Here is a 20,119-nt window from a genome sequence, read left to right on the forward strand (position 1 = left end):
GGGGCGGTCCGAGCCGAGTCGAGACAGGGGATGACCGTGTCGTTGTTCACCCGCACACTCAGTTGCTGTGCGGTCGCGCTGCTGACCGCCGCGTGTGGCGCATCGGAGACCGTCCCAAAAGAGTCCGCCGAAGCATCTGGTGAGGGTCGTACCACATACCCGCTGACCATAGAGAACTGTGGGATGGCGCAGACCTTTGATGCGGTGCCGTCCCGGGTGGTGTCGTTGGATCAGGGTTCGACGGAGTTGCTGCTCTCGCTGGGGTTGGCCGATCACCTGGTGGGAACGGCTTCCTGGACCGACCCGGTGCGGGAGAACCTCGCGGAGGCGAATGCCGGCGTCACTCGACTGGCCGACAACGCCCCCACCTATGAGGCGGTCATGGGCACCAACCCGGATTTCGTCACCGCATCGTTCGGGCGCCACCTCAAAGAGCAGGGTGGTGTCGCGACCCGTGACCGGTTCGCCGAAACCGGGATCAATTCCTACCTGTCGCCCACCGACTGTGAAGGTGCACAGTCCATCAACGGCGGAGGCAAACGCTCGACGCCCCTCACGATGGACTCGCTCTACCAGGAGATCACCGAAATGGCCGCCGTCTTCGACGTGCAGAGCCGCGGTGAGCGGTTGGTCAACGAGCTCAAACAGCGGGTTGCCGACGCCACCACCGCGACAGCGGACTCGAACCGGACGGTCGCGTTCTGGTTCGCCGACACCAAGACCCCCTACATCGGTGGTGGCATGGGGGCGACGAACCTGCTCGCCGACATCGTCGGAGCGCAGAATCCTTTCCGGGACATCAAGGACGACTGGAGCCCCCTGACCTGGACCTCGCTGGTGGAGCGCAACCCGCAGGTCATCGTCCTCGGCGACCTCGCCCGCAACCGCTTCCCCGGCGACCGGCTCGAAGACAAGAAACAGTTCCTCGCAACAGACCCCGTCACCGCCGTGATGCCGGCCGTTGCCGATCAGCGCTACGTCGCTCTGCACGGAGCTGAGATGAACCCGTCGATCCGTATCGTCGACGGTGTCGAAAAGCTGGCCGGCTGGCTTGCCGAGAATCGGCAGTAGCCTGCCGCGCCGATGATTCTTCGTACCGTGGTCGACCGGCGACCCGGCCTGACGACAGTTGCGCTGCTCGTCCTCGGCGTGGGACTGCTGGTGTTCTCCATGCTGGCCGCCGTATCCCTCGGCGGAGAGGGAATCAGCCTGGTCAACGTACGCGACATCTTGGGCAATCACCTCCAGCTCACCGACATCGACGTCTTGCCGTACAAGGACGTGATCGTCTGGCAAGACCGGATGCCTCGCACGGTGGTCGCTGCTGCAGTTGGTGCCGGGCTGGCCATCTGCGGCGTGATCCTGCAATCGCTGCTGCGTAATCCGCTCGCCGACCCCTTCCTGCTCGGTATCTCGTCGGGCGCGTCCACCGGCGCCGTCGTGATCGGGATCCTCGGCCTCGGCGGTTCGGCGATCGGTCTCTCAGGCGGTGCATTCGTCGGGGCCCTGGTGTCCTTCGGTGCAGTGCTGCTGCTGGCCCAACTCGCCGGCGGCAGCACCGACCGCGTGATCCTTGCCGGCATCGCGATGACGCAATTGTTCTCTGCGCTCACGTCGTTCGTGATCTTCGCCTTTGCCGATTCCGACGAGACCCGCGGCGTGTTGTTCTGGTTGCTCGGGTCTCTCGAGGGTGTCCGCTGGGATGACGCCTGGCTGACGGCGGCGGTCACCGTGGTGAGCCTGGCCTGCTGCTGGGCGGCGGCGCGGGCGCTGGACGCGTTCAGCTTCGGCGACGAGGTGGCCGCCTCGCTGGGGGTCTCGGTGGCGCGGGTTCGCGGTGGGTTGTTGGTGCTGACTGCGGTGGTCACCGCGGCGTTGGTCAGCGTCGCCGGTGCCGTCGGGTTCGTCGGATTGGTGCTTCCGCACGCGGCGCGGTTTCTGGTCGGACCGGGGCACACCCGGCTCGTACCGGTCAGCGCTCTGCTCGGAGCGATCTTTCTGGTCTGGGTGGATGCGCTGTCGCGGTTGGCGTTCCATCCCACACCGCTTCCCCTCGGCGTCGGAACGGCATTGATCGGTGTCCCCGCGTTCGTGGCAATCATGTTCTCCCGGAGGGGCAGAGCATGACGCTGCATGCAAGCCGGGTCAGCTGGGACCGTGGCGGCACGCTCGTCGTCGACGGAGTCAGCGTGCGCCCGCAGCAGGGGCAGACCGTGGGGTTGCTCGGACCCAACGGCTCGGGCAAGTCCTCGCTGCTGCGTCTGCTCTCCGGGTACGTCGCCCCAACGTCGGGTGTGGTCGAACTCGACGGACAGGACATCACGGACCTGCGCCGTCGCACGGTCGCCCGCCGAGTGGCGGTGGTCGCACAGCAGGTCGACACCGACGTCGATCTGACCATCGGTGCGATCGTCCGGCTGGGCAGGTTGCCGCATCGCGGCACCTTCGGTGCAGACCGGGCCGTCGACGATGCGGCCGTCGCCGCCGCGCTCACCCAAACGGGCCTTGCCGAGATGGCCGATCGGCTGTGGCACAGGCTCTCCGGCGGTGAGAAGCAACGGGTCCAGATCGCGCGAGCGCTGGCGCAGGAACCACGCGAACTGCTGCTCGACGAACCGACCAACCATCTCGACATCCACCATCAGCTCGAGTTGATGTCCTTGATCGCCCGGTTGCCGGTCACCTCTATCGTCGCCATCCACGACCTCAACCTGGCCGCGATGTTCTGCGACCACCTCATGGTGTTGCAGCAAGGTCGCGTCGTCGCCGCGGGCACCCCACATGAGGTGTTGACCGAAGAACTCATCGCCGAGGTGTACCGCGTCCGTGCCCAGGTCAGCGAGACCCCGACCGGTTTGAACATCCAGTTCCTACCGGGTGCACTCGGCATATCGGAATGACCGGTGCCGCTGCACGTCGAACCGGGTTGATCCGGGAGTTCACCCGAGCCAGCCCGGCGGTCCGATTGCTCGTGATGACACAACTCGCCTTCAATGTCGGGTTTTTCATGGTGCTGCCGTACCTGTCGGTGCATCTGAGTTCCGATCTCGGACAGGCCACTGCCGTGGTGGGGGTGGTGCTCGGACTGCGGACCGCTTCGCAACAAGGCATGTTCTTCATCGGCGGGGCGCTCGCCGACCGGATCGGCACCAAACCGGCCACGCTGACCGGCTGCGCGATCCGCGTGGCAGGCCTGCTCACCCTGGGGCTGAGCACGTCGCTGGCCGGTGCTGCGATAGGTGCGGTTCTGACCGGTTTCGCCGCTGCCCTGTTCTCACCGGCCGTGGAGGCAGCGCTGGCGCGGGCGTCGGCGTCACCCGGCGATCCGGACTCCGTGTCGACATCGCGGCTGGACGCGTTCGCTCTGTTCAACGCGTTCGGGCAGATCGGTGCGTTCACGGGTCCGCTCGTCGGAGCACTGCTGATGGACGTGAACTTCGCGACGGTAGCGATCACCGGGGCGGTGGTGTTCATCGTGATCGGCCTGGCTCATCTGCGGTGGCTGCCCGACGAGCGCCCATCACCGATCGATCGCGCTGTCCTGCACGGTTTGACGAGCATCATGGCCAACCGTGCGTTTCTCTTGTTCGGGAGCGTCTTGGCCGTGCAATTGGTGGCCTATAACCAGCTCTACCTGCTACTGCCGCTGGAACTCGACCGTGGGTGGGGCGACCAACAACCCCTTGGTGTTCTGCTGGCGCTCTCCTCGGTCGCCGTCGTGGTGCTACAGCTGCGGGTCGCGGCCTGGACAAGCCGTCGGCCGGTCGGTGGCGCGCTGCGGACCGGCTTGCTGGCGACCGCGGCCGGCGCCCTGACGGCGGCCGCCGCGGCGGCGGTCGGCGGGCGTCCCGCGGTCCTGGCCGGGACCGCGGCGTTCGTGCTGTTGATGGCGCTGGGGCAGATGATCATCTCGCCGGCCGCTCGTGCGGCTATTCCGGGCTTGGCCAGGGAACAACATCTGGGGTCCTACTACGGGATGTACGCCTCCATCGGCGGAATCCTGGTGTTGCCGGCATCGGCGGCACTCGGCGCTGTCGTGGATGCGGTACCTGATACCGGCGCGGGCCGCGCGGCGCCCTGGCTCACAATAACTTTGATGCTGACGCTGGCCGCCTGCCTGGTATCGCGGGTGGTGGGGAAACCATCGGTGGCGCCACCGCCTGCCTGACCTCTTTGAGTGATCTCACGCGCGGTCGTCGGGTCCGATGGTGGGCGGTTCAGCGTCGTAGAAGTCGATCGGTGAAGCTGCGCACTTCGCTGACGATGCGCGTGGCTGACATGTTCTCCTTCGTCGCCCAGTGGTCGATGAGATCGATGCGGGTCAACGCCAGCAGGGCATGCGCGGTCCACACGACGTCACGCGGCCACTCCATGTGCGTCAGGGAGTCGGCGATGAGATCGAGCATCTCGGTGTACTGCGCTGTGACGTAGAGGGTGGTCGCGCCGTTGCGTGCGTCCTCGACGGCGTGTACGAGGCGCCGATTACGAAGCTTGAACACGACGATCGCTTCCAGGACACCACAACGAGAGGACACCGCCGCATGGTCGCGATACCCGCAGAGGCACGACACCTGTTCCGAGGCAGGGACTTTGCACACTTGGCCGCGATCAACTCAGACGGCTCGCCGCAAGTATCGGCAGTGTGGGTCGATCTTGACGGGGACCTCGTCATCATCAACACCACCGAAGGTCTGGTGAAAACGAGGAACATGCGGGCCAACCCGCGCGTCGGGGTCTCGATCGTGGGGCAATCGAATCCCTACGAGAGCGTGCAGATCCAGGGGGAAGTCGTCGACATCACCGATCACGGCGCTGACGAAGGCATCGACGAGTTCTCCCGGCGCTACCTCGGAACGGACACGTTCGCTCATCGGCAGCCCGGCGAGCAACGGGTGATCGTCAAGATCGCACCGCACAAGGTCCACCACCGGAACGCCCCCGACACATCGACATCCGCCGTGCTGGAGCTTCATCGACACCAAGTCCGACATCTACTGAACAAGGACATGAAGGCGTGGTCGGACACCTTTGCCGATGATGCCGTGTTCGAACTACCTTTCGCACCGGCGGCTTATCCGCAGCGCCTCGTCGGCAAGGCGGCGATACACGAATACGTGAAGGACTACGCGAAACACATTGACTTGCAAAGGTTTCTCGACATCACAGTTCATCCCACCCAGGACCCCAGCACACTTGTCGTGGAGGCGGAGGTCGAAGGCCGGGTCACCGCAACCGGCCGGCCCTACCGAATTCACTACGTATGGGTCTATACCGAAGGCAACGGAAAGATCGTTCGCCAGCGTGACTACTGGAACCCCTCGGCCGTGATCGATGCACTTGGCGGCGACGCTACGATGCGTAGAACGTTCAATCTCACGTCGTGACCATCGTTCTGTGAGCCCTGAGCATCCGGGGGCCGGTTCGGACTATTCGAGATGTTGATTCTGCCCACGACACGGATCGTCGATCACCCTCCTCGGATTGGGTCTCTCATGGGTGAGTCCGTGGCGCCGCTCTGCTCTGGTGGCGAGTTCGCATACACGCGCTTCGTTCTCGGCAGTGAAAGGCCCCGAGTATTGCTTTATCACGACAACCTCCTCGACCTCAGTGTCGCCGCTGAAAGGTCCTGCGCCAACAATCTTGCCGATTGGGCAAGGCCGTCACCACCCGCCGACAGTCGGCAAGCTGATCACGTATGCCTCTCACGAGCAAGAACATCGAAAACGGTTGCAGCGCGGCGTGTCCGTTGCCCGCGACATCTCAGCTGGCACCACGTGCTGTGGTGCGTTGATGGCGGCGTGCGCGCAGACGCCTCACCAGTGCGCCGACGGCGAGCGCAGCGAGTACACCCAGGAACGGCCACACGCCCAGGTTGTCGACGTGTCGTACCAACCAGGTCTGGATGGTGCCGGCGGCAGTGACGATCGGGTCGTTGGGGTCGGCGCCCTGGAAGTACAACTGGATCTCGTAGAACCCGTAATACGTTACGTACAGCCCGGTGAGCAACACGATCACACCGGCGATTCGGCCGACGTGCGGAAGAATGCGGCGAAAAGCGCCGGCAGCTGACGCGCCGGCGAGGGCGACCACCAACGCGGCAACGCCGACAGTGATGGCCATGCCCATGGCGTAGGCGACAAACGCCAGCACACCGGTGAGGATGGACCCCTGCTTGAAGGTCGTGCCGATGACGGCAAGAAACGGTGCGATCGTGCACGACAACGAGGCGATCGCGTAGCCCACTCCGTAGGTGTACATCGTGCCCAGGTGTGTAGTCGGCGCATCACCGGAGATTCTGGGCATGACAACGGTCAATTCCCTGCCTGCCAACAGCCAGACCGCCAGCCCGATCAGTGCCACGCCGATGACGACGGTGACGAACGGGAGATACTTCTGCGCCGAGGCGATCAGCGGCGAGACCAGCAACCCGAAAAGGCCGAACACGGTGAGGAAGCCGGCCGCCATGGCGACGGTGGCCGCCGCCGCCCGGGCCAGCGCCGCCGCACGCGACGCGTCCTGGCCGCGGACAATGATCAGCCCCAGGTAACCGGGGAGGAACGCAAACCCGCACGGGTTGAACGCGGCGACCAAACCGGCTCCCAACGCGAAGCCCAGCGCCGCGGTATCGATCATCGGGCAGAGAGCGCGCTGACGCGCTCATTGAGCTCCGCCTCAGACAGCGACGCCTTGACGACGTCGATGCCGCCGGCGGGGTCGACGAACGCATACGCGGGTTGGTAGGTGACCCCGAACCTCGACCAGACTGCTCCGTCCGTGTCGGCCAGGTGGGTGAATGTCCCCACGGGGTAGGTGTCGACGAACTCCTGCATCGCCGACACCTCATCCTGGGCGGCTACCCCCACAAACCTCACCCCCGGGTTGGCCTGCGCAACCGTGCCAACCATCGGGGCCTCACGCTGGCACACCGGACACCACGGCGCCCAGAACCACAGCACCGTCGGCTCACCCAGCAGGCTGTCGCCGGAGAAGTTCTCTCCGGCAAGCGTTTGCGTAGTGAACTGCAGCTCGGAGGGCACCGATCCGTTGTCCGGCGCCGCTGCCGCGCTGGGCCCGAGTTCCGGCGTCGAACTACACCCCACCAGCAGCACGACCGTGGTGACAAGTACCGCGAACAGGCTCCGGATCATGGAACTCCTAACGCTTGGTGGATGTCTCGTGGCCCGACCACTGGTCGCGAGCGTCTTGCGGCGCGGTCTGCGCCGGCAATGCACCAGTGTCCGCTGAGTGGCGAAGTGTTACAGACGGACTCACGCTGGTTGCGGTCGTGCTCCCCGGCTCTCAGTTGTCTCGTTGTGCAACAACGACTGTCGTAGGTCCGCTGGTCGGGTCAGCGGCCAGTCGGAGGTCGGCCACAGGCCGCAACCCGGCCTGTTGCACCAGAGCGATGAGTTGTTCTGGCTGCCATTGGTAGGTCGTCCACTGAACCGGCACCCCGTTGTACGCCTCGGTGCGCTCGACATCATCGTCACCGACGTGGGTAGCAATGATCAGCTGACCGCCCGGGCGCAGAGCCGCGGCGAACGAGGCCAGAACCGACGGGAGGACGTCGCGCGGCAGGTTGAACAGAGACCACCAGCCCAGGATTCCGCCCAGCGATGCCGGGCGTAGATCGAGATCGGTCGCCGAGCCCACCGCGAACGTGCAGTGCGGATGCAGGCGCCGTGCGTGGTCGATCATGCGTGGCGAGAGATCGACCCCGGAAACCTCGATCCCGCGCTCGGCAAGGTAGGCGGTGACCGTGCCTGGCCCGCAGCCGACGTCGAGGACAGGGCCGATCGGCGCGACGGTACTGGCGAATGCGTCCATGGCTGCTTTGAGCCACGGGTTGGTGCGGGTATCGCCGATACCGGTGGTTGCGACCATCTCGACGTAGTCGTCCGCCGCGCGGTCATACGAATCGCGAACGATGTCGAGATCGTCAGGTTGCGGCGCAGGTCGCGGGCTCATCACGATCAAGGTAGCCCGCGCGCAGATGAGCGAGCCGTCGCTACCCGGGTGCCGGCGTCGAGTGCGACTATCCTCGACTCGAAATTGTCGATGTTCGTGCTCGGCATTCCAGGCGTGGTCGTGTGGCTGCTGCCGGCCGGGGTGACCACGGCGACGATCACCCAACCGCATCCGACACGGAAAGCGTGGGATGCCGGTCGTGTGGTGAATACCCATCCTCGGTGTGTTGTCTTGGTTTGCCGACCGAGTGGGAGTCCGCGCCTCCCGGCGCACGACTGCGGGCCTTCAGGTGTTGGTCGAGGGTTCGTCAAAGTCACTGGGCAGGAACCGATGAATCGCCTCGTCTGCGCGGTCTTGGATTTCGGGGTCGCCAAAGTCTGGGACGATCGACGCCTGGTCGACCACGGGCCCGGTGAGCTTGCCGGCCGCGCTGGCGTAGAAGACTCCGCCGCACAGCGAATCGTCGGAGACTGCCGCTGCAAGTCGCTGGGACCCCGTCGCCAACGGGTGAGCCAACCCAAAGGCCGGAAGGACGACGGGGAAGACGAAACGCTGGGCGAGTGTTCGAATCGGGGCCGGAAGGTTGCGCATCACATTGGTGCCGGACGTGTTTCCCGGGCTCATGGTGACGAAGCGCAGCGTAGGGAATTTCCTTGCCGTCGCGGCCAGCCAGAGGGCACCGAGGTACTTGACCTGGCCGTAGGCGGCCATCGCGTTCGGTCGTTCGCCGAAGATCGAACCGTCAATCACCGAGGCGAACTCGTCGGCGGAGTGGGCCGCGAACGTCGGCCGTGGAATTCGAAGTTGCCGCACTCCGCGGGCAGCCTCACTCCCGGTCATCACAGCTGCGTGCGTGAGAGTGCCCTCGGCCAGCAGCCGTTCGAGGAGGGCGACGTGTCCGAGGACATTGGAGGCAAAGATCTCGGTGACCCCATCGACTGTCAGCTTCATGGGGGTGGCACCCCCAGTGCCGCCGGCGTTCAGAACAACGGTGTGCAGCGGTCCGTCGAGGGTGCGGATTGCAGTACTGACCGACGAAAGATCGGCCACATCGACGACCACGGCGTCGAAGACCTGCTTCCCGGTCGCCATCTGCAGGTCGTGCACCGCAGCTTGGCCTTTGGCGATATCGCGACAGCCGACCTGAATTCGATCGAACCCGTCTTCGACCGCCAGCCGGCGAGCCAGGTCTTTTCCTACCCCGGAGGTTGCTCCAGTGATGAGGACACGCTTCACGGTTGGCCTCCAGCTGCCAAGTGGAGAGCGGCGAGGATCTCAGCCGGCTCGGTGCGTCTCGTGTAGTTGGGATGCGCGTCGATCCATCGCAAGACGCCCGATGAATCAACCAATGCGACCGTCGGCATCGGGATCGCTTCACTGTGACCGGCATTGAACGCGCGTAGGTCAAACCCCAGCTGTGTCTGGGCATCCCGAACGGCCTCGGTGGGTGTCGTCATGATGCCCAGCGCGTCGGCCAGCTTGCTGCCGGGGTCACAGAAGACCGGGAACGGCGGGTCGCCGGCGTCCACCTCGCTGGGTACTTCTGGCTTCTGCGGGCTCACCGCGATCAGGGAGACTCCCCGGGCGCTCAGCTCCGGCATCAGCTGGCGATAGGCGTGCAAGGCGATGTTGCAATACGGACACCATGTGCCGCGGTAGAAGACGACCACGGTAGTGCGGCCCGCGAGAATGGTTGCCGAGGACACGACGTTCCCGCTCATGTCGTGAAGATCGATGTCGGGGAACGGAATCGGCGGCCGCGCGATACCCGGGGGAAGGCCTGCGGCGTCGAGCCTGCGCTCGTCGGCATCGAAGACGGCCGTGACATCTGCCGGAGCCTGTACCGAGACACGTTCGCGGAGCTTGGCTACCTCAGTGGCGATGGGGGTGTCGTGCCGTGCAGCGTTGATAGTGGCACCCTTCCCGTGAAGTGTGGTCTTCCACTGTGTCGCGTCATCCCCGGGGCGTTACACCAAGCCTTGGATGGCCGCCATGACTGACCGCGTCACCCTCCCACAATGGCGCGCAGCACCACGTAGAACACCGACGGGCCGAGCAGACAGCCGATGCCGGTGTAGAAGGTCGCGGTCATGGCGCCGTAGGGCACCAACCGTTTGTCGGTGGCGGCCAGACCGCCGGCGACCCCGGACGTGGTACCCATCAGCCCGCCGTACGCCATCGCCGACTTCGCATTGTTCAGACCGATCAGCCGGGCGATCATCGGTGTTCCCACCATCACAACCACCGACTTCACCAGACCGGCGGCCACCGACAGCGCGATCACCTCCGACGACGCTCCCACCGCGGTTCCGGTCACCGGTCCGACGATGTAAGTGGCCGCACCGGCCCCGATGGTCGCCAACGATTCTGCGTCGCGATAGCCGAACGCAGCGGCGACCGACGCTCCGACCACGAACGAGACCACCACCCCGAGCAGGATCGACAGCGCGCCGGCCAGGCCGGACCGCCTGATCTCCTTGAGGTCAACGCCGAAGGCGGTGGATACGATCGCGAAGTCGCGCAGCATCGAACCGCCCATCAGCGCCAGGCCGGAGAACACGGCGAAGTCGGCCAGCCCCTTCTCACCCCCGGTCGCCGCACCGCCCCAATAGGCGAGGGCGAGTCCGAAGATGATGGCGATGGCCGAACCGTGCAACCTGCCGCGGGTCAACGTCTTCGACAGCCACCCCGACAGCAGCATCAATGCACCCACCACGACGAAGGCAACGAGGAGGCCGTTCTTCTCCATGACGGAACTGATCACGTCCATGTCAGGCCTCCTGCTTCGCTTCTTCGTCCAGCGGCGGCAGCGGTTCGGCGGGTTCGCCGATTCGTGCCATCACGGGGACCAGGGCGGCACCGGCGACCAGGGCGCCTAAACCGGCCAGGATCGCCATCGGTCCGCCGGTGACGGCCGCGACCACGTTCTGCGTCGAGGCCATCGCGATGACGATCGGGATGTACATCGCGCTCCAGAACAGCACGCCCTGCTCGCTGACCTCGGGGAACTTGCCTCGCCGGCGGAGCCAGTCGGTGGCGACGATCAGCATGATCATGGCGAAGCCCACTCCGCCCACATTCGCGTCGACATTGATTGCAATGCCGAGGAATTCGCCGATGAGCGTGCCTGCCAGCAGGCAGAGTGCCAGCGCTGCCACTCCGTAGATAACCATCGTGTACTCCTAACTCGTAGAAACTTCGGTCGAGGCATCCGCGCCCTCGAACAGGCCGGCGTAGCGCTCTCGAAGTTGGGCCTTCTGGACCTTCCCCATGACGTTGCGTGGGAGCTCCTCGAGGAAGCGCACCGCGCGAGGTTGTTTGAAGCGGGCAAGATCGCCGGCGACGAAGCTCAACAACTCGCCTTCCTGGGGCTGCTCGCCGGGTGTAGGGACCACGACGGCGACGACGCTTTCACCGAACTCGGGGTGGGGTACGCCGATGACCGCGGATTCCAGCACCTGGTGATGGGAGTCGAGTAGTTCCTCGATTTCCTTCGGATAGATGTTGTAGCCGCCCGATATCACCAGGTCCTTGTCCCGCCCCACGATGCACAGGTAGCCGTCCTCGTCGATACGACCGAGGTCGCCGGTGATGAAGTAGCCGTCCGACCGAAACTCGGACGCCGTCTTCTCGGGCATCTTCCAGTAGCCGGAGAACACGTTGGGTCCGCGGACCTCGACGATACCCACCTCACCGTCTGGCACAGTCTGCCCGGTGGCGCGATCCACCACCCGAATAGCGATGTCCGGCAGCGGCTTTCCCACCGTTCCGGGTTTGCGGGGGCCGTCCGAGTACGGGTTTGTGGCATTCATTCCCGTTTCGGTCATGCCGTATCGCTCGACGATCTGGTGGCCGGTGCGCGCTGCGAATGCCTCATGATCGCTGGCGAGCAGTGGCGCCGAACCTGATACGAAGAGCCGCATCGCCGCGCAGTGCTGCGGTGTGAGCCGCGCACTCCTGAGGAGACGGCTGTAGAACGTCGGCACGCCCATCAGCACCGTCGCCCGCGGCAGCAGGTCGAGGATGGCGTCGGCGTCGAACTTGGGCAGGTAGTACATCGACGCACCCGAACAGAGCGTCATGTTCGCCGCGACGAAGAGCCCATGGATGTGGAAGATGGGCAGCGCATGAATGAGTCGGTCCTCGTCCGTGTACTGCCATTCTCCGAGCAGCGCCTGACAATTGGACGCGAGGTTGCCGTGGGTCAGCACCGCTCCCTTGGAGCGTCCCGTGGTGCCGGAGGTGTAGAGGATCGCCGCCGGATCCTCGGCCGCGGCGTCATGGACCTGGTGGTGGCGGTCCTGACCCTGCATGAGGGTGCCGTCGCCGGTCTCTCCGAGTGTTTCGATGACAAGCGTGGACTCGTACTCGGCGTAGTCGGGTCGGCGCTCAGGCGCACACACGAGCACTCGAGGCTGCGCATCGCCGAGGAAGTAGCGCATCTCCGCGCCGGTGTAGGCCGTGTTGAGCGGCAGGAAGACGGCACCGATCTGCAGCGTCGCCAGGTAGAGTGCGACGGCCTCCGGCGATTTCGAGACCTGCATGGCCACCCGATCACCGGGCTCTACCCCGTCGGCGATCAGACGGGCGGCGATCCGGTACGCGAGTTCGGCGGTCTGGCGGTAGCTGACGGTGCGACCGCCGGCCAGTTCGAAGAGCGGTTTGTCCGGTCGTTGATCCACCTGATGGTGGAAGGCCCGGTAGATGGTGGTGAAGGGCGCCACCGGCAAGCTCCTTTCTTGTCGTCTGTGTTGTCGACGTGCGGTTACGAAGATGCGCGCAGGCGCTGAAGCGGACCGCTGACGGCCACGCTGCCCCGCCGGACAAAGTCCTCGTGGCGGCGTTCGAGCTGTTCGGGCTCGTAGCGGTAGTTGACCATCGCTCCGTAGGACTGCCGCCAGGCTTCCGGCGATGGGTTCGCCGGCCAGTTCAGCCGCCAGGCGGCAGCCCCGTTGCCCAGGTGGAAGCGTGCGACCGGATCGATCGGGCGCCCGTCCTCGCGCCGCTCGTCGACGAGATAGCGGGCCACCATCGGAAGCAACCGGGCGCGGATCCGCTCGGCGTGCGCCGCGTCGAGTTGGTCCACGTCGTCGATGGTCGCCAGCTCGTCGACGAGCACGCCGACGGCGGTGTCGTCCAGCGCACGAGCCTCACACCAGTGCCGGAAGCCCGGGATCGGTGAGAGCGTGACGAACTGCCGGAGATGGGGCAATTGCATGCTGACCTGCTCGATGACCTGTTTGACGAGGAAACTGCCGAAGTAAACGCCGGCCAGCCCGTCCAGGGCGTTGTTGATGGAGTAGAGCGCCGCCGTGTCCGCCGTTGCCGGGTCAAGTGCAGGACCAGGTGCGAGCAGCGGTGCGATGCGGTCGGGGATGCCACGAACCAGTGCGACCTCGACGAAGATCAGCGGTAGCTCCCCGGTGGCGGGGTGCAGAAACGCAAACACCCGGCGGTCTGGGGGTTGCAGCCGGCGACTGAGCTCGGCCTCGGTGGCCATCGGATGGACGGTCTCGTATTGCAGCAGCTGCCGAAGAAGCTGTGGTGGCGAATCCGTGGTGACCTCATCAAGTCGCAGGAAGCCACGGTTGAACCAGGATGTGAGCAGGTGGTGGAAGTCGTGATCGAGGGGCCGCAGCTCGGGGCGGTGGCGCATCAGCCGACGTAGGTCGGAGCGCATCTCAACCAGCGCCAGCGTGGCGCCGGGAGCGTGGTTGAGCAGGCGGAGCAGTTGCTGGCGGGCCGGTTCGACAGCAGCGAAAAGGCGGGTCAGTTCCTCGCCAGCGTCAGACCCGTTGTTGCGCAATTGTTCCCACCGGTGGAAGGTCGCGCGGACCTGGTCGGGGTCGACGTCGTAGGCAGTTGTGACGTGCCTGAAGAAGCTGAGTTTGCCGCCGCCGTCCAGCCGGGAGTAGGCGTCCAGGGCCTGTGCCGCGACCGTGCGCATCGACGCTTCTCCGATATCGCTCATCAGGATCTCGCAAGCGGCAATGGTTTTGGCCAGTGCAGTGTCCGCGCCGTCGTGTTCGAAGGCCGGGGGCGTTGTCGTCACCAACATGCTGTCTTTCCGTCCCATGTGGCGGCCCTTCCCGGGCGTGGATCAGGCGGGCGAATGGACGTGGCGGCCGTCATATCTATCTGCGACCGTGATATATATAACAGCGACGATAGCGTATATGAGTGAGCTGCGCCACCCCCTTCAGCGATAACCTGGGCTGCGGAGGTGCACATGGGTCGAATCCCCGAATCGCAGCGGGTGCGAGACGCGCTGGAGACCGCCGTTCTCGACGGTCATTACCGCCCCGGCGACCGCTTGGATCCGGCTCAGCTGGAACGAGAGTTCGGCTGCTCGCGTACCCCGATCCGTGAGGCACTGCAGGCGCTGGAACGCTCCGGCCTGGTGCAGATTCGGCCCAAGCAAGGCACCTACGTCACTGAGATGAGCATCGCGGAAGTAGCGGAGCGCTTCGAAGTGATGGCAGAACTGGAAGGGATGGCAGCCAGGCTGGCCGCCGGACGCATCGAGCGGGAATCGCTCGCTGAGCTCGAAGACGCGCTGCGGGAATGCGAGAGGCACGCGATCAGCGGCGATGCCGACGCCTACTACTACGCCAACGCCCGCTTTCATGGAATCGTGAATGACTCGTGCGGAAATGAGTACCTGCGCCAGCAGGCCTACGCATTGAAGCGGGTGCTGCAGCCGTACCGACGCCTGCAACTGCGCGTGCCAGACCGCATGCGGCGTTCACTGACCGAGCATCGTGCCATCGCTGACGCCATCGCCAGCGGCGACGCGGGGGCCGCCGAGAACGCCGCCCGGGATCACGTTCTGGTGCAGGTCAAGGAATTCAGCCACCTGGTCCGCACCTGGAAGCACCTGTCGGCCAGCTGAGCGAGGCCGGCACGCAGCTTCGGCGGGAGTGGGCCGACGTCTGCCCAGAGACTCACACATCCCGCTTTGATTCAGCACAGTGACGTGAAGCCACAAGGGCCCACTCGAATAGCCTCTGCGACAACAATTTTTTGCCAATTGCGTCGTACGCGTCGGTGAAAATGATCGCGATGACGGGTTGTGCGGCGGCCAGCTCGGCTCGTCGACGATCTCGAACGCTTGGCCGACCACGGCTATGAACACGTCACCGTCCAGTTCGACTGTCCAAGTGGCGTTGCGAGCGAGCATGTAGAGCAGACCGAGCAGTTTGCGTTCGAGGTCCTAGCCAGATCGCTTGCTGCTGCGCCGATAACACACTGACCCGCCGGGTGAGCATTCTCGCAGGAGGGGAAGCTGCCTTGACGACAGTCATCGCCATCCGAAGTGCCGCAAGCCGATTTGACAGTGAGGGCATCTCACCCGCTACCGCGCGCCGATCAGTTCGTCATCCGAGCCGCGCTGCGGCCGAGCACGCGTGAGAGTGCACTGGAGGATTACCTGTAGCGAACTCCTCTTCGTGGCCCCTGGCATCTTCGGGGTACCTGGGTGGGCGATGATCGCCGCCGGATCACCTGCACCGCGAATCTGTCCATCACGACGACACCTTTCCACGCTGGTTCGCGAAGTGCAGTTTGGCGATGCCTGCTGCGTTCTGGGGAACGCGATCAGTCCACGCAAAAGCGAGACGTGCTGTTGGAGAGGAACTTCGACCAGATCGGCGCATTGTCGGTGATCATTGCACACCGCGAGAACCACCCCGCATTCGCCGCCGAGAGCGCACACCAGCTCACTTCCCGCGGAAGTGTACTATCGAGTACAGTTGTTGTATTGGTCGATACAGCAAGGGGGGAGAGATGCTTGAATGCCGTCGGGCGGGTCGCTCCGGTAAATCGATCGGTAACGGGAGTGACGAGCCGGGGCTGGGCACCTCATGCTGTCTTCAGCATGCCCGAGGCGACGACGGCGAGCGCTATGCGCGTAACACCAAATCTATCCGGCTCCAACACCGGCTCGGCTGACCACGAGCGGCCTTTAGGCACACAGCTTCTCTCGGCGACATCGACCGTTGGCTCGCACCGCGGATGTCTACCGACGAGCGAGCAGGCCACAGACCAACCGCCACTTCAGTTCAATCAGAGCGCAAAGGATGCAGGTAGTGATCTCCAGTAAATTCTTGGCCAGTTCCGCTGTGGCAACGCTTGTTACGGCCGCGCTGTCGGCAGCCGTCGTGCCATCCGCGTCAGCCGCGCCATGCCCCGATGTCGAGGTGATCTTCGCTCGAGGAACCCATGAGCCGCCGGGTACCGGGGCGGCGGGTCAGGCTTTCATCGACGCGCTGCGCCCGCAGATCGGCGAACGATCACTCGAGGTCTATCCGGTTGAGTACCCTGCAACCGACCAATGGGCCACGGGCGTTGACGGCGTCCGGGATGCCGCCGCTCGGGTTGTCTTGATGGCGGAGACCTGCCCACAAACCCAGACGGTGCTTGCGGGCTACTCGCAGGGAGCCGCCGTGGCTGGCTTCGTGACGTCTTCTGCCGTGCCCGCCGGTGTCGATCCCACGACGGTCCCCCAACCGCTGGCCCCGGACGTCGCCGAGCACGTCGTAGCGGTCGTGCTGTTCGCCCTGCCGAACGGTCGTGCCACGAACTTCCTCGGTCAGCCGCCGGTGACGATCGGCCCGCTGTACGAGAGCAAGACCCGCGCGCTGTGCGCCGTCGACGATCCTGTGTGCTCGGATGGGCTCAATTTCGCGGGTCACAACTCGGCCAACTACATCGGCGATCTGGCGAGCCAGGGAGCATCATTCGCTGCCAGTCGCGTGATCGACAGGTCGCAGTGACGCCGTGTTTCGACAACCCCTAGAATCACCGTGGTCATTCTGACGCGGGAACTCACGAACTGCTGGCCATCGTCACCCTGTTGCGGCCGGTCTGCTTGGCGCTGTAGAGCGCTCGGTCCGCGGATTGAAGAAGGTCGCGCGGGGACACGGTGTCCGAGTCGATCGCGGCAACACCGACGCTGATCGTGACCGCGCGTTTCGGCCACGGCGCCCTCTGCACAGCGCGCCGAAACCTTTCCGCGAGCACAAACGCGCCCTTGCATGTGGTCTCAGGCAGCACGATCGCGAATTCCTCTCCGCCATAACGGAACAGAGAATCTGACTCTCGCATTTCTGATCGCAACAGGTGCGCAAGTGACCGGAGCACCTCGTCTCCAGCAGGATGACCGAATTCATCGTTGAAGGATTTGAAGTGGTCAACGTCGATCATGAGCAACGACAAAGTCGTGCGTCTTGATTGCGCACGCATGAATTCCTCTTCGACCGTGAGATCGAAAGAACGCCGATTCTTCACCCCCGTCAGCACGTCCGTGACCGACTGCGACTCCAGGTGCACCCTCACCTTCTCGATATCACGCTGGTACTCCTGGAGGAGTTCGACGTACTTCTCCTGGTCCAGAACGGCCTGTTCGAGTGTTGCAATACTCCGACGAAGCTCGAGCTGCACGATGATCTCGCGGGAAAGAATCTCAAGCGCCTCTCGCTGAGTCTCGCTCAGACTGCGCGGCTCGCGATCGATTACACAGAGCGTGCCCAGCGCCTCGCCCGTCGGTGCCACGAGCGGTGCGCCGGCGTAGAAACGGATGCCGGGGTCACCGGTGACCAGAGGATTCGCGGCGAAACGTTGATCCAAGGTGGCATCCTCAACCGTCATCACGACGCCGGGATCCATGATTGCGTGCGCGCAGAACGCCTGTGACCGGGGTGTCTCGCTGACACCCAGGCCCACATTCGCCTTGAACCACTGCCGGTGGTCATCCAACAACGTGATGAGCGCGATCGGTGTGCCGCAGATCGCCGATGCCAGCTTCGCGAAGTCGTCGTACGCCTGCTCCGGCAGCGAGTCCAGGATGTTGTAATCGGCGAGAATTCGCATCCGCTGGTCTTCGTTCTCGGGTACCGGGAATCCGATGTCCGACATGAGCCCCCTCGCGTGTCAAAGCAGTCGCGGCAACACCCTCACTGCGCCTCCTGCAGCGAGGCCACATGGTATCTCGGCAGGCGGCCCACTCTGGCAATATTCCGCTTGACGAGGACAATACGTGCGGCGAAATTCCGGTGACTGTCAGGTTTGCCAGCCGGGCGTCGTCGCCGTCCCGGGGACGATCACCAGGAAAGCCGCTTCTTGGGACGGATGCAGCCGCAACGGCGGTCCTATCGGGTGTGGTGTTGTGGATCCGTTCTCGCGTTGTTCGACGATCCCGCGGGAACCAGCTCAGCGGCGCCTCGCCGCCGCCTTGGCGGCTTCGGCATTCTGCAAGGTCTAGCGTTTACGCAATGGGTTTGTTCAGCCATGAAGAGTTCCGCGACCCGGACGAGGGCGTGGCCGGTGGCGCTGGTGGCGGGGCCATCGAGAGGGCTCGCCGTGCTGATGTTGACGAATTCGGGTCAGATGATCCGGTGGTCGTTGGTCCGGGGTCACCGCCCGAGGATGGTTCGTGCGGTCAGTTCGCCGTGCAGTTTCACGTGTCGACGTCGATGCTGGCCGGGTTGACACGTATTGCTGGTTTGCGCGGGGTCAGCGTGCCGGAGGTGTGCCGGCAGGTGGTCGGTGTGTTTGTCGCCCAGCAGGAGGGCGAATTGGGTGCGTTGCTCGCTGCTGAAGCCGAGGTGGCGGGCTACCGGCCGAGTTTGGATGACGCATAGGCGCACCCTGCTGGGGTGGATTCCTCTGACAGGCACCCCGATCCCGTCTCGAATCTAGGCCGTTCCGGCTCAACAAGTTCCGGGATCTCGCTGACGGAATCGACTCGGCGCGATTCCGGACCAGCGCTTGAACGCAACGCTGAATGCGCTTTCGGACCGGTAACCGAGCGACGTTGCGAGTTCGGTGATCGACGCCGATCCACCGGCCAGTGCTCGTTCGGCTCGGCGCATTCGCCATCTGAACAGGTAGGTGAGAGGGGGAACGCCGGCGATCTTGGTGAACCGACCGGCAAAGCTGCTCCGCGACATTGCGCACGCCGCAGCGAGTTCTGAGATATGCCAGTCTCTACCCACGTCGGCATGCATGAGCTGCAACGCGGGCCTCAATCGGTCGTCGGCGGCGGCACGGACCCATCCTGAGGGCAGTTCATCTGCTGCTGCCGCCCAGGCCCGGAGAACTTGCACGAAGAGCAGCTGCGTCAGCTGTGCTGAGGCAGTGGTGCTTCCAGCACGTTCGCAGGTGAACTCCTCGAAGAGCTCTTCGAGGAGCCAGCGCGCGGTCGTGGCTTCCCGCGCTTCGCCACGCAGGTGCAGGACGGGTGGAATGGCGTCCCGAAGGAAGTCATCGCCGGCCTCGAACAACTCGATGTGCGCGGTGAGGCATACATGGTCGTCGTCTCGATCGATCGGACGGACCGGATCGGTCTCTCGGAGACGAATGGGTGGTTTGTCGACGTCGCTTCCCAGGTCGAAAGGCGTGCGTCCGTCGACCACCAGTACCTCGCCTTCGGCGACCTGCAGGCCCGCAGGATCCGTAGCGAGTCGAAACGACAGGGGCCCTTTCACCACTCCCATGATTTTGATCCGGCCCGGGGCCGGGGACCGGGCCGACCATCTGCCTGATCCGGAGATACCGCCGGACAGCACGCATCGCGCGCGGGAAATTTCGAGAAGATCAGCAACCAGGTCCACACACCCCAACCTAGGACTCTGGCGAAGGAATTCAGGCGTTTGAATGATTCACAATCCCGGGACAAGCCGTCACGCTGGACAGGACACCAAGACCCCGCGGGCCCTCACTGCGGCGGGGAATGACCAGCAGTGAGCCCGAGCGGCCACCTCCAACCCACCGAGATACCGGAGTTCCACATGGCCTTTACCGTCCTCCTGCATGCCAAAGCCAAGTCTGGGCGCAGTCACGATGTGGTCGACTTCTACCGCGAGACCCTCGCCGCCACCCGCTCTCGGCCCGGCTGCATTGGAGTACGGGTAGTCCGCCGCGCCGACGACGACACCGAATTCGCGCTGATCGAGCAATGGGACGACAGGGCGGATCAAGAGGCCTACGCCGCATGGCGAACCGAGACCAGCGCCGATGTCATGGCGCGATTCGGCGAGCTTCTTGACGGACCGCTCAAGGTAGAGTTCTACGAGGAGATCAACGCCTGAGCCACGTACCCGCCGCCACCCATCTGCGTCAGAGTTTGCAGCCGTGTTCTCCCCGATCAAGC

At 64.6% G+C, this 20,119-nt stretch carries 21 protein-coding genes; 9 read left to right on the forward strand and 12 right to left on the reverse strand.

The features are described from left to right. Positions 1-30: 30 nt before the first annotated feature. The 4 genes from G6N58_RS07850 to G6N58_RS07865 all read left to right on the forward strand — a co-directional run bounded on the left by G6N58_RS07850 (position 31) and on the right by G6N58_RS07865 (position 4,168). Complete coding sequence (locus G6N58_RS07850) at positions 31-1,071, forward strand: ABC transporter substrate-binding protein (RefSeq protein ID WP_163907990.1); 1,041 nt, start codon at positions 31-33, stop codon at positions 1,069-1,071. Positions 1,072-1,083: 12 nt separating this feature from the next. Then, positions 1,084-2,127, forward strand: a complete 1,044-nt coding sequence (locus G6N58_RS07855) for a FecCD family ABC transporter permease (protein WP_172544993.1) — start codon at positions 1,084-1,086, stop codon at positions 2,125-2,127. After that, positions 2,124-2,900 (forward strand): ABC transporter ATP-binding protein, encoded by a 777-nt coding sequence (locus G6N58_RS07860; RefSeq protein ID WP_115279111.1) that lies wholly within the window; start codon positions 2,124-2,126, stop codon positions 2,898-2,900. Before G6N58_RS07855 ends, G6N58_RS07860 begins: the two co-directional genes overlap by 4 nt. 74 nt (positions 2,901-2,974) lie before the next feature. Further along, positions 2,975-4,168: an MFS transporter gene (locus G6N58_RS07865; protein ID WP_232067783.1), complete on the forward strand. Its 1,194-nt coding sequence runs from the start codon at positions 2,975-2,977 to the stop codon at positions 4,166-4,168. Between the two features lie 49 nt (positions 4,169-4,217). On the opposite strand, the gene G6N58_RS07870 is transcribed toward G6N58_RS07865, so the two are convergent. Next, entirely contained in the window at positions 4,218-4,535 is a 318-nt protein-coding gene (locus G6N58_RS07870) for a hypothetical protein (protein WP_163907993.1), read from the reverse strand. A 6-nt stretch (positions 4,536-4,541) separates the two neighbouring features. Here G6N58_RS07870 and G6N58_RS30615 point away from each other — a divergent pair, with 6 nt between their 5' ends. Next, the gene (locus G6N58_RS30615) at positions 4,542-5,384 is read left to right on the forward strand and encodes a TIGR03618 family F420-dependent PPOX class oxidoreductase (RefSeq protein ID WP_264037069.1); all 843 of its coding nucleotides are present in this window, start codon (positions 4,542-4,544) and stop codon (positions 5,382-5,384) included. Positions 5,385-5,760: 376 nt separating this feature from the next. Here the strand turns inward: G6N58_RS30615 and G6N58_RS07885 are convergent, their stop codons facing one another. The 9 genes from G6N58_RS07885 to G6N58_RS07925 all read right to left on the reverse strand — a co-directional run bounded on the left by G6N58_RS07885 (position 5,761) and on the right by G6N58_RS07925 (position 14,044). Continuing rightward, positions 5,761-6,633, reverse strand: coding sequence for a cytochrome c biogenesis CcdA family protein (locus G6N58_RS07885; RefSeq protein ID WP_115279108.1), 873 nt, complete (start codon positions 6,631-6,633; stop codon positions 5,761-5,763). Further along, entirely contained in the window at positions 6,630-7,148 is a 519-nt protein-coding gene (locus G6N58_RS07890; RefSeq protein ID WP_115279107.1) for a redoxin domain-containing protein, read from the reverse strand. The genes G6N58_RS07885 and G6N58_RS07890 overlap by 4 nt, the downstream gene beginning before the upstream one ends. 151 nt (positions 7,149-7,299) lie before the next feature. Then, positions 7,300-7,968, reverse strand: a complete 669-nt coding sequence (locus tag G6N58_RS07895; protein WP_115279106.1) for a class I SAM-dependent methyltransferase — start codon at positions 7,966-7,968, stop codon at positions 7,300-7,302. A gap of 285 nt (positions 7,969-8,253) precedes the next feature. Then, positions 8,254-9,204 (reverse strand): SDR family NAD(P)-dependent oxidoreductase, encoded by a 951-nt coding sequence (locus G6N58_RS07900; RefSeq protein ID WP_115279105.1) that lies wholly within the window; start codon positions 9,202-9,204, stop codon positions 8,254-8,256. Next, positions 9,201-9,878 (reverse strand): peroxiredoxin-like family protein, encoded by a 678-nt coding sequence (locus G6N58_RS07905; protein ID WP_115279104.1) that lies wholly within the window; start codon positions 9,876-9,878, stop codon positions 9,201-9,203. Before G6N58_RS07905 ends, G6N58_RS07900 begins: the two co-directional genes overlap by 4 nt. Positions 9,879-9,973: 95 nt before the next feature. Beyond that, complete coding sequence (madM, locus tag G6N58_RS07910) at positions 9,974-10,738, reverse strand: malonate transporter subunit MadM (RefSeq protein WP_115279103.1); 765 nt, start codon at positions 10,736-10,738, stop codon at positions 9,974-9,976. 1 nt (position 10,739) lies between these two features. After that, positions 10,740-11,141 (reverse strand): malonate transporter subunit MadL, encoded by a 402-nt coding sequence (madL, locus tag G6N58_RS07915; RefSeq protein WP_115279102.1) that lies wholly within the window; start codon positions 11,139-11,141, stop codon positions 10,740-10,742. 9 nt (positions 11,142-11,150) lie between these two features. After that, positions 11,151-12,692, reverse strand: a complete 1,542-nt coding sequence (locus tag G6N58_RS07920) for an AMP-binding protein (protein WP_115279101.1) — start codon at positions 12,690-12,692, stop codon at positions 11,151-11,153. Between the two features lie 41 nt (positions 12,693-12,733). Continuing rightward, the gene (locus G6N58_RS07925) at positions 12,734-14,044 is read right to left on the reverse strand and encodes a malonyl-CoA decarboxylase domain-containing protein (RefSeq protein ID WP_115279100.1); all 1,311 of its coding nucleotides are present in this window, start codon (positions 14,042-14,044) and stop codon (positions 12,734-12,736) included. Between the two features lie 153 nt (positions 14,045-14,197). Here G6N58_RS07925 and G6N58_RS07930 point away from each other — a divergent pair, with 153 nt between their 5' ends. Both G6N58_RS07930 and G6N58_RS07935 read left to right on the forward strand, forming a co-directional pair. Next, the gene (locus G6N58_RS07930; protein WP_115279099.1) at positions 14,198-14,860 is read left to right on the forward strand and encodes a GntR family transcriptional regulator; all 663 of its coding nucleotides are present in this window, start codon (positions 14,198-14,200) and stop codon (positions 14,858-14,860) included. 1,186 nt (positions 14,861-16,046) lie between these two features. Continuing rightward, a complete protein-coding gene (locus tag G6N58_RS07935) occupies positions 16,047-16,742 on the forward strand; it encodes a cutinase family protein (protein ID WP_115279097.1) in 696 nt (231 codons plus the stop codon). 52 nt (positions 16,743-16,794) lie between these two features. Here the strand turns inward: G6N58_RS07935 and G6N58_RS07940 are convergent, their stop codons facing one another. Further along, positions 16,795-17,883, reverse strand: a complete 1,089-nt coding sequence (locus G6N58_RS07940) for a sensor domain-containing diguanylate cyclase (protein WP_115279096.1) — start codon at positions 17,881-17,883, stop codon at positions 16,795-16,797. Positions 17,884-18,239: 356 nt separating this feature from the next. On the opposite strand from G6N58_RS07940, the gene G6N58_RS07945 reads away from it, so the two are divergent. Beyond that, positions 18,240-18,608: a hypothetical protein gene (locus tag G6N58_RS07945; RefSeq protein ID WP_115279095.1), complete on the forward strand. Its 369-nt coding sequence runs from the start codon at positions 18,240-18,242 to the stop codon at positions 18,606-18,608. 69 nt (positions 18,609-18,677) lie between these two features. Here G6N58_RS07945 and G6N58_RS07950 read toward each other — a convergent pair whose 3' ends face one another. Beyond that, positions 18,678-19,580: an AraC family transcriptional regulator gene (locus tag G6N58_RS07950; RefSeq protein WP_147289349.1), complete on the reverse strand. Its 903-nt coding sequence runs from the start codon at positions 19,578-19,580 to the stop codon at positions 18,678-18,680. 177 nt (positions 19,581-19,757) lie between these two features. Here G6N58_RS07950 and G6N58_RS07955 point away from each other — a divergent pair, with 177 nt between their 5' ends. Beyond that, positions 19,758-20,057, forward strand: coding sequence for a putative quinol monooxygenase (locus G6N58_RS07955; RefSeq protein ID WP_147289348.1), 300 nt, complete (start codon positions 19,758-19,760; stop codon positions 20,055-20,057). The last annotated feature ends 62 nt before the right edge of the window (positions 20,058-20,119 follow it).

The sequence above is a fragment of the Mycolicibacterium tokaiense genome (assembly GCF_010725885.1).
GTDB classification, from domain to species: domain Bacteria; phylum Actinomycetota; class Actinomycetes; order Mycobacteriales; family Mycobacteriaceae; genus Mycobacterium; species Mycobacterium tokaiense.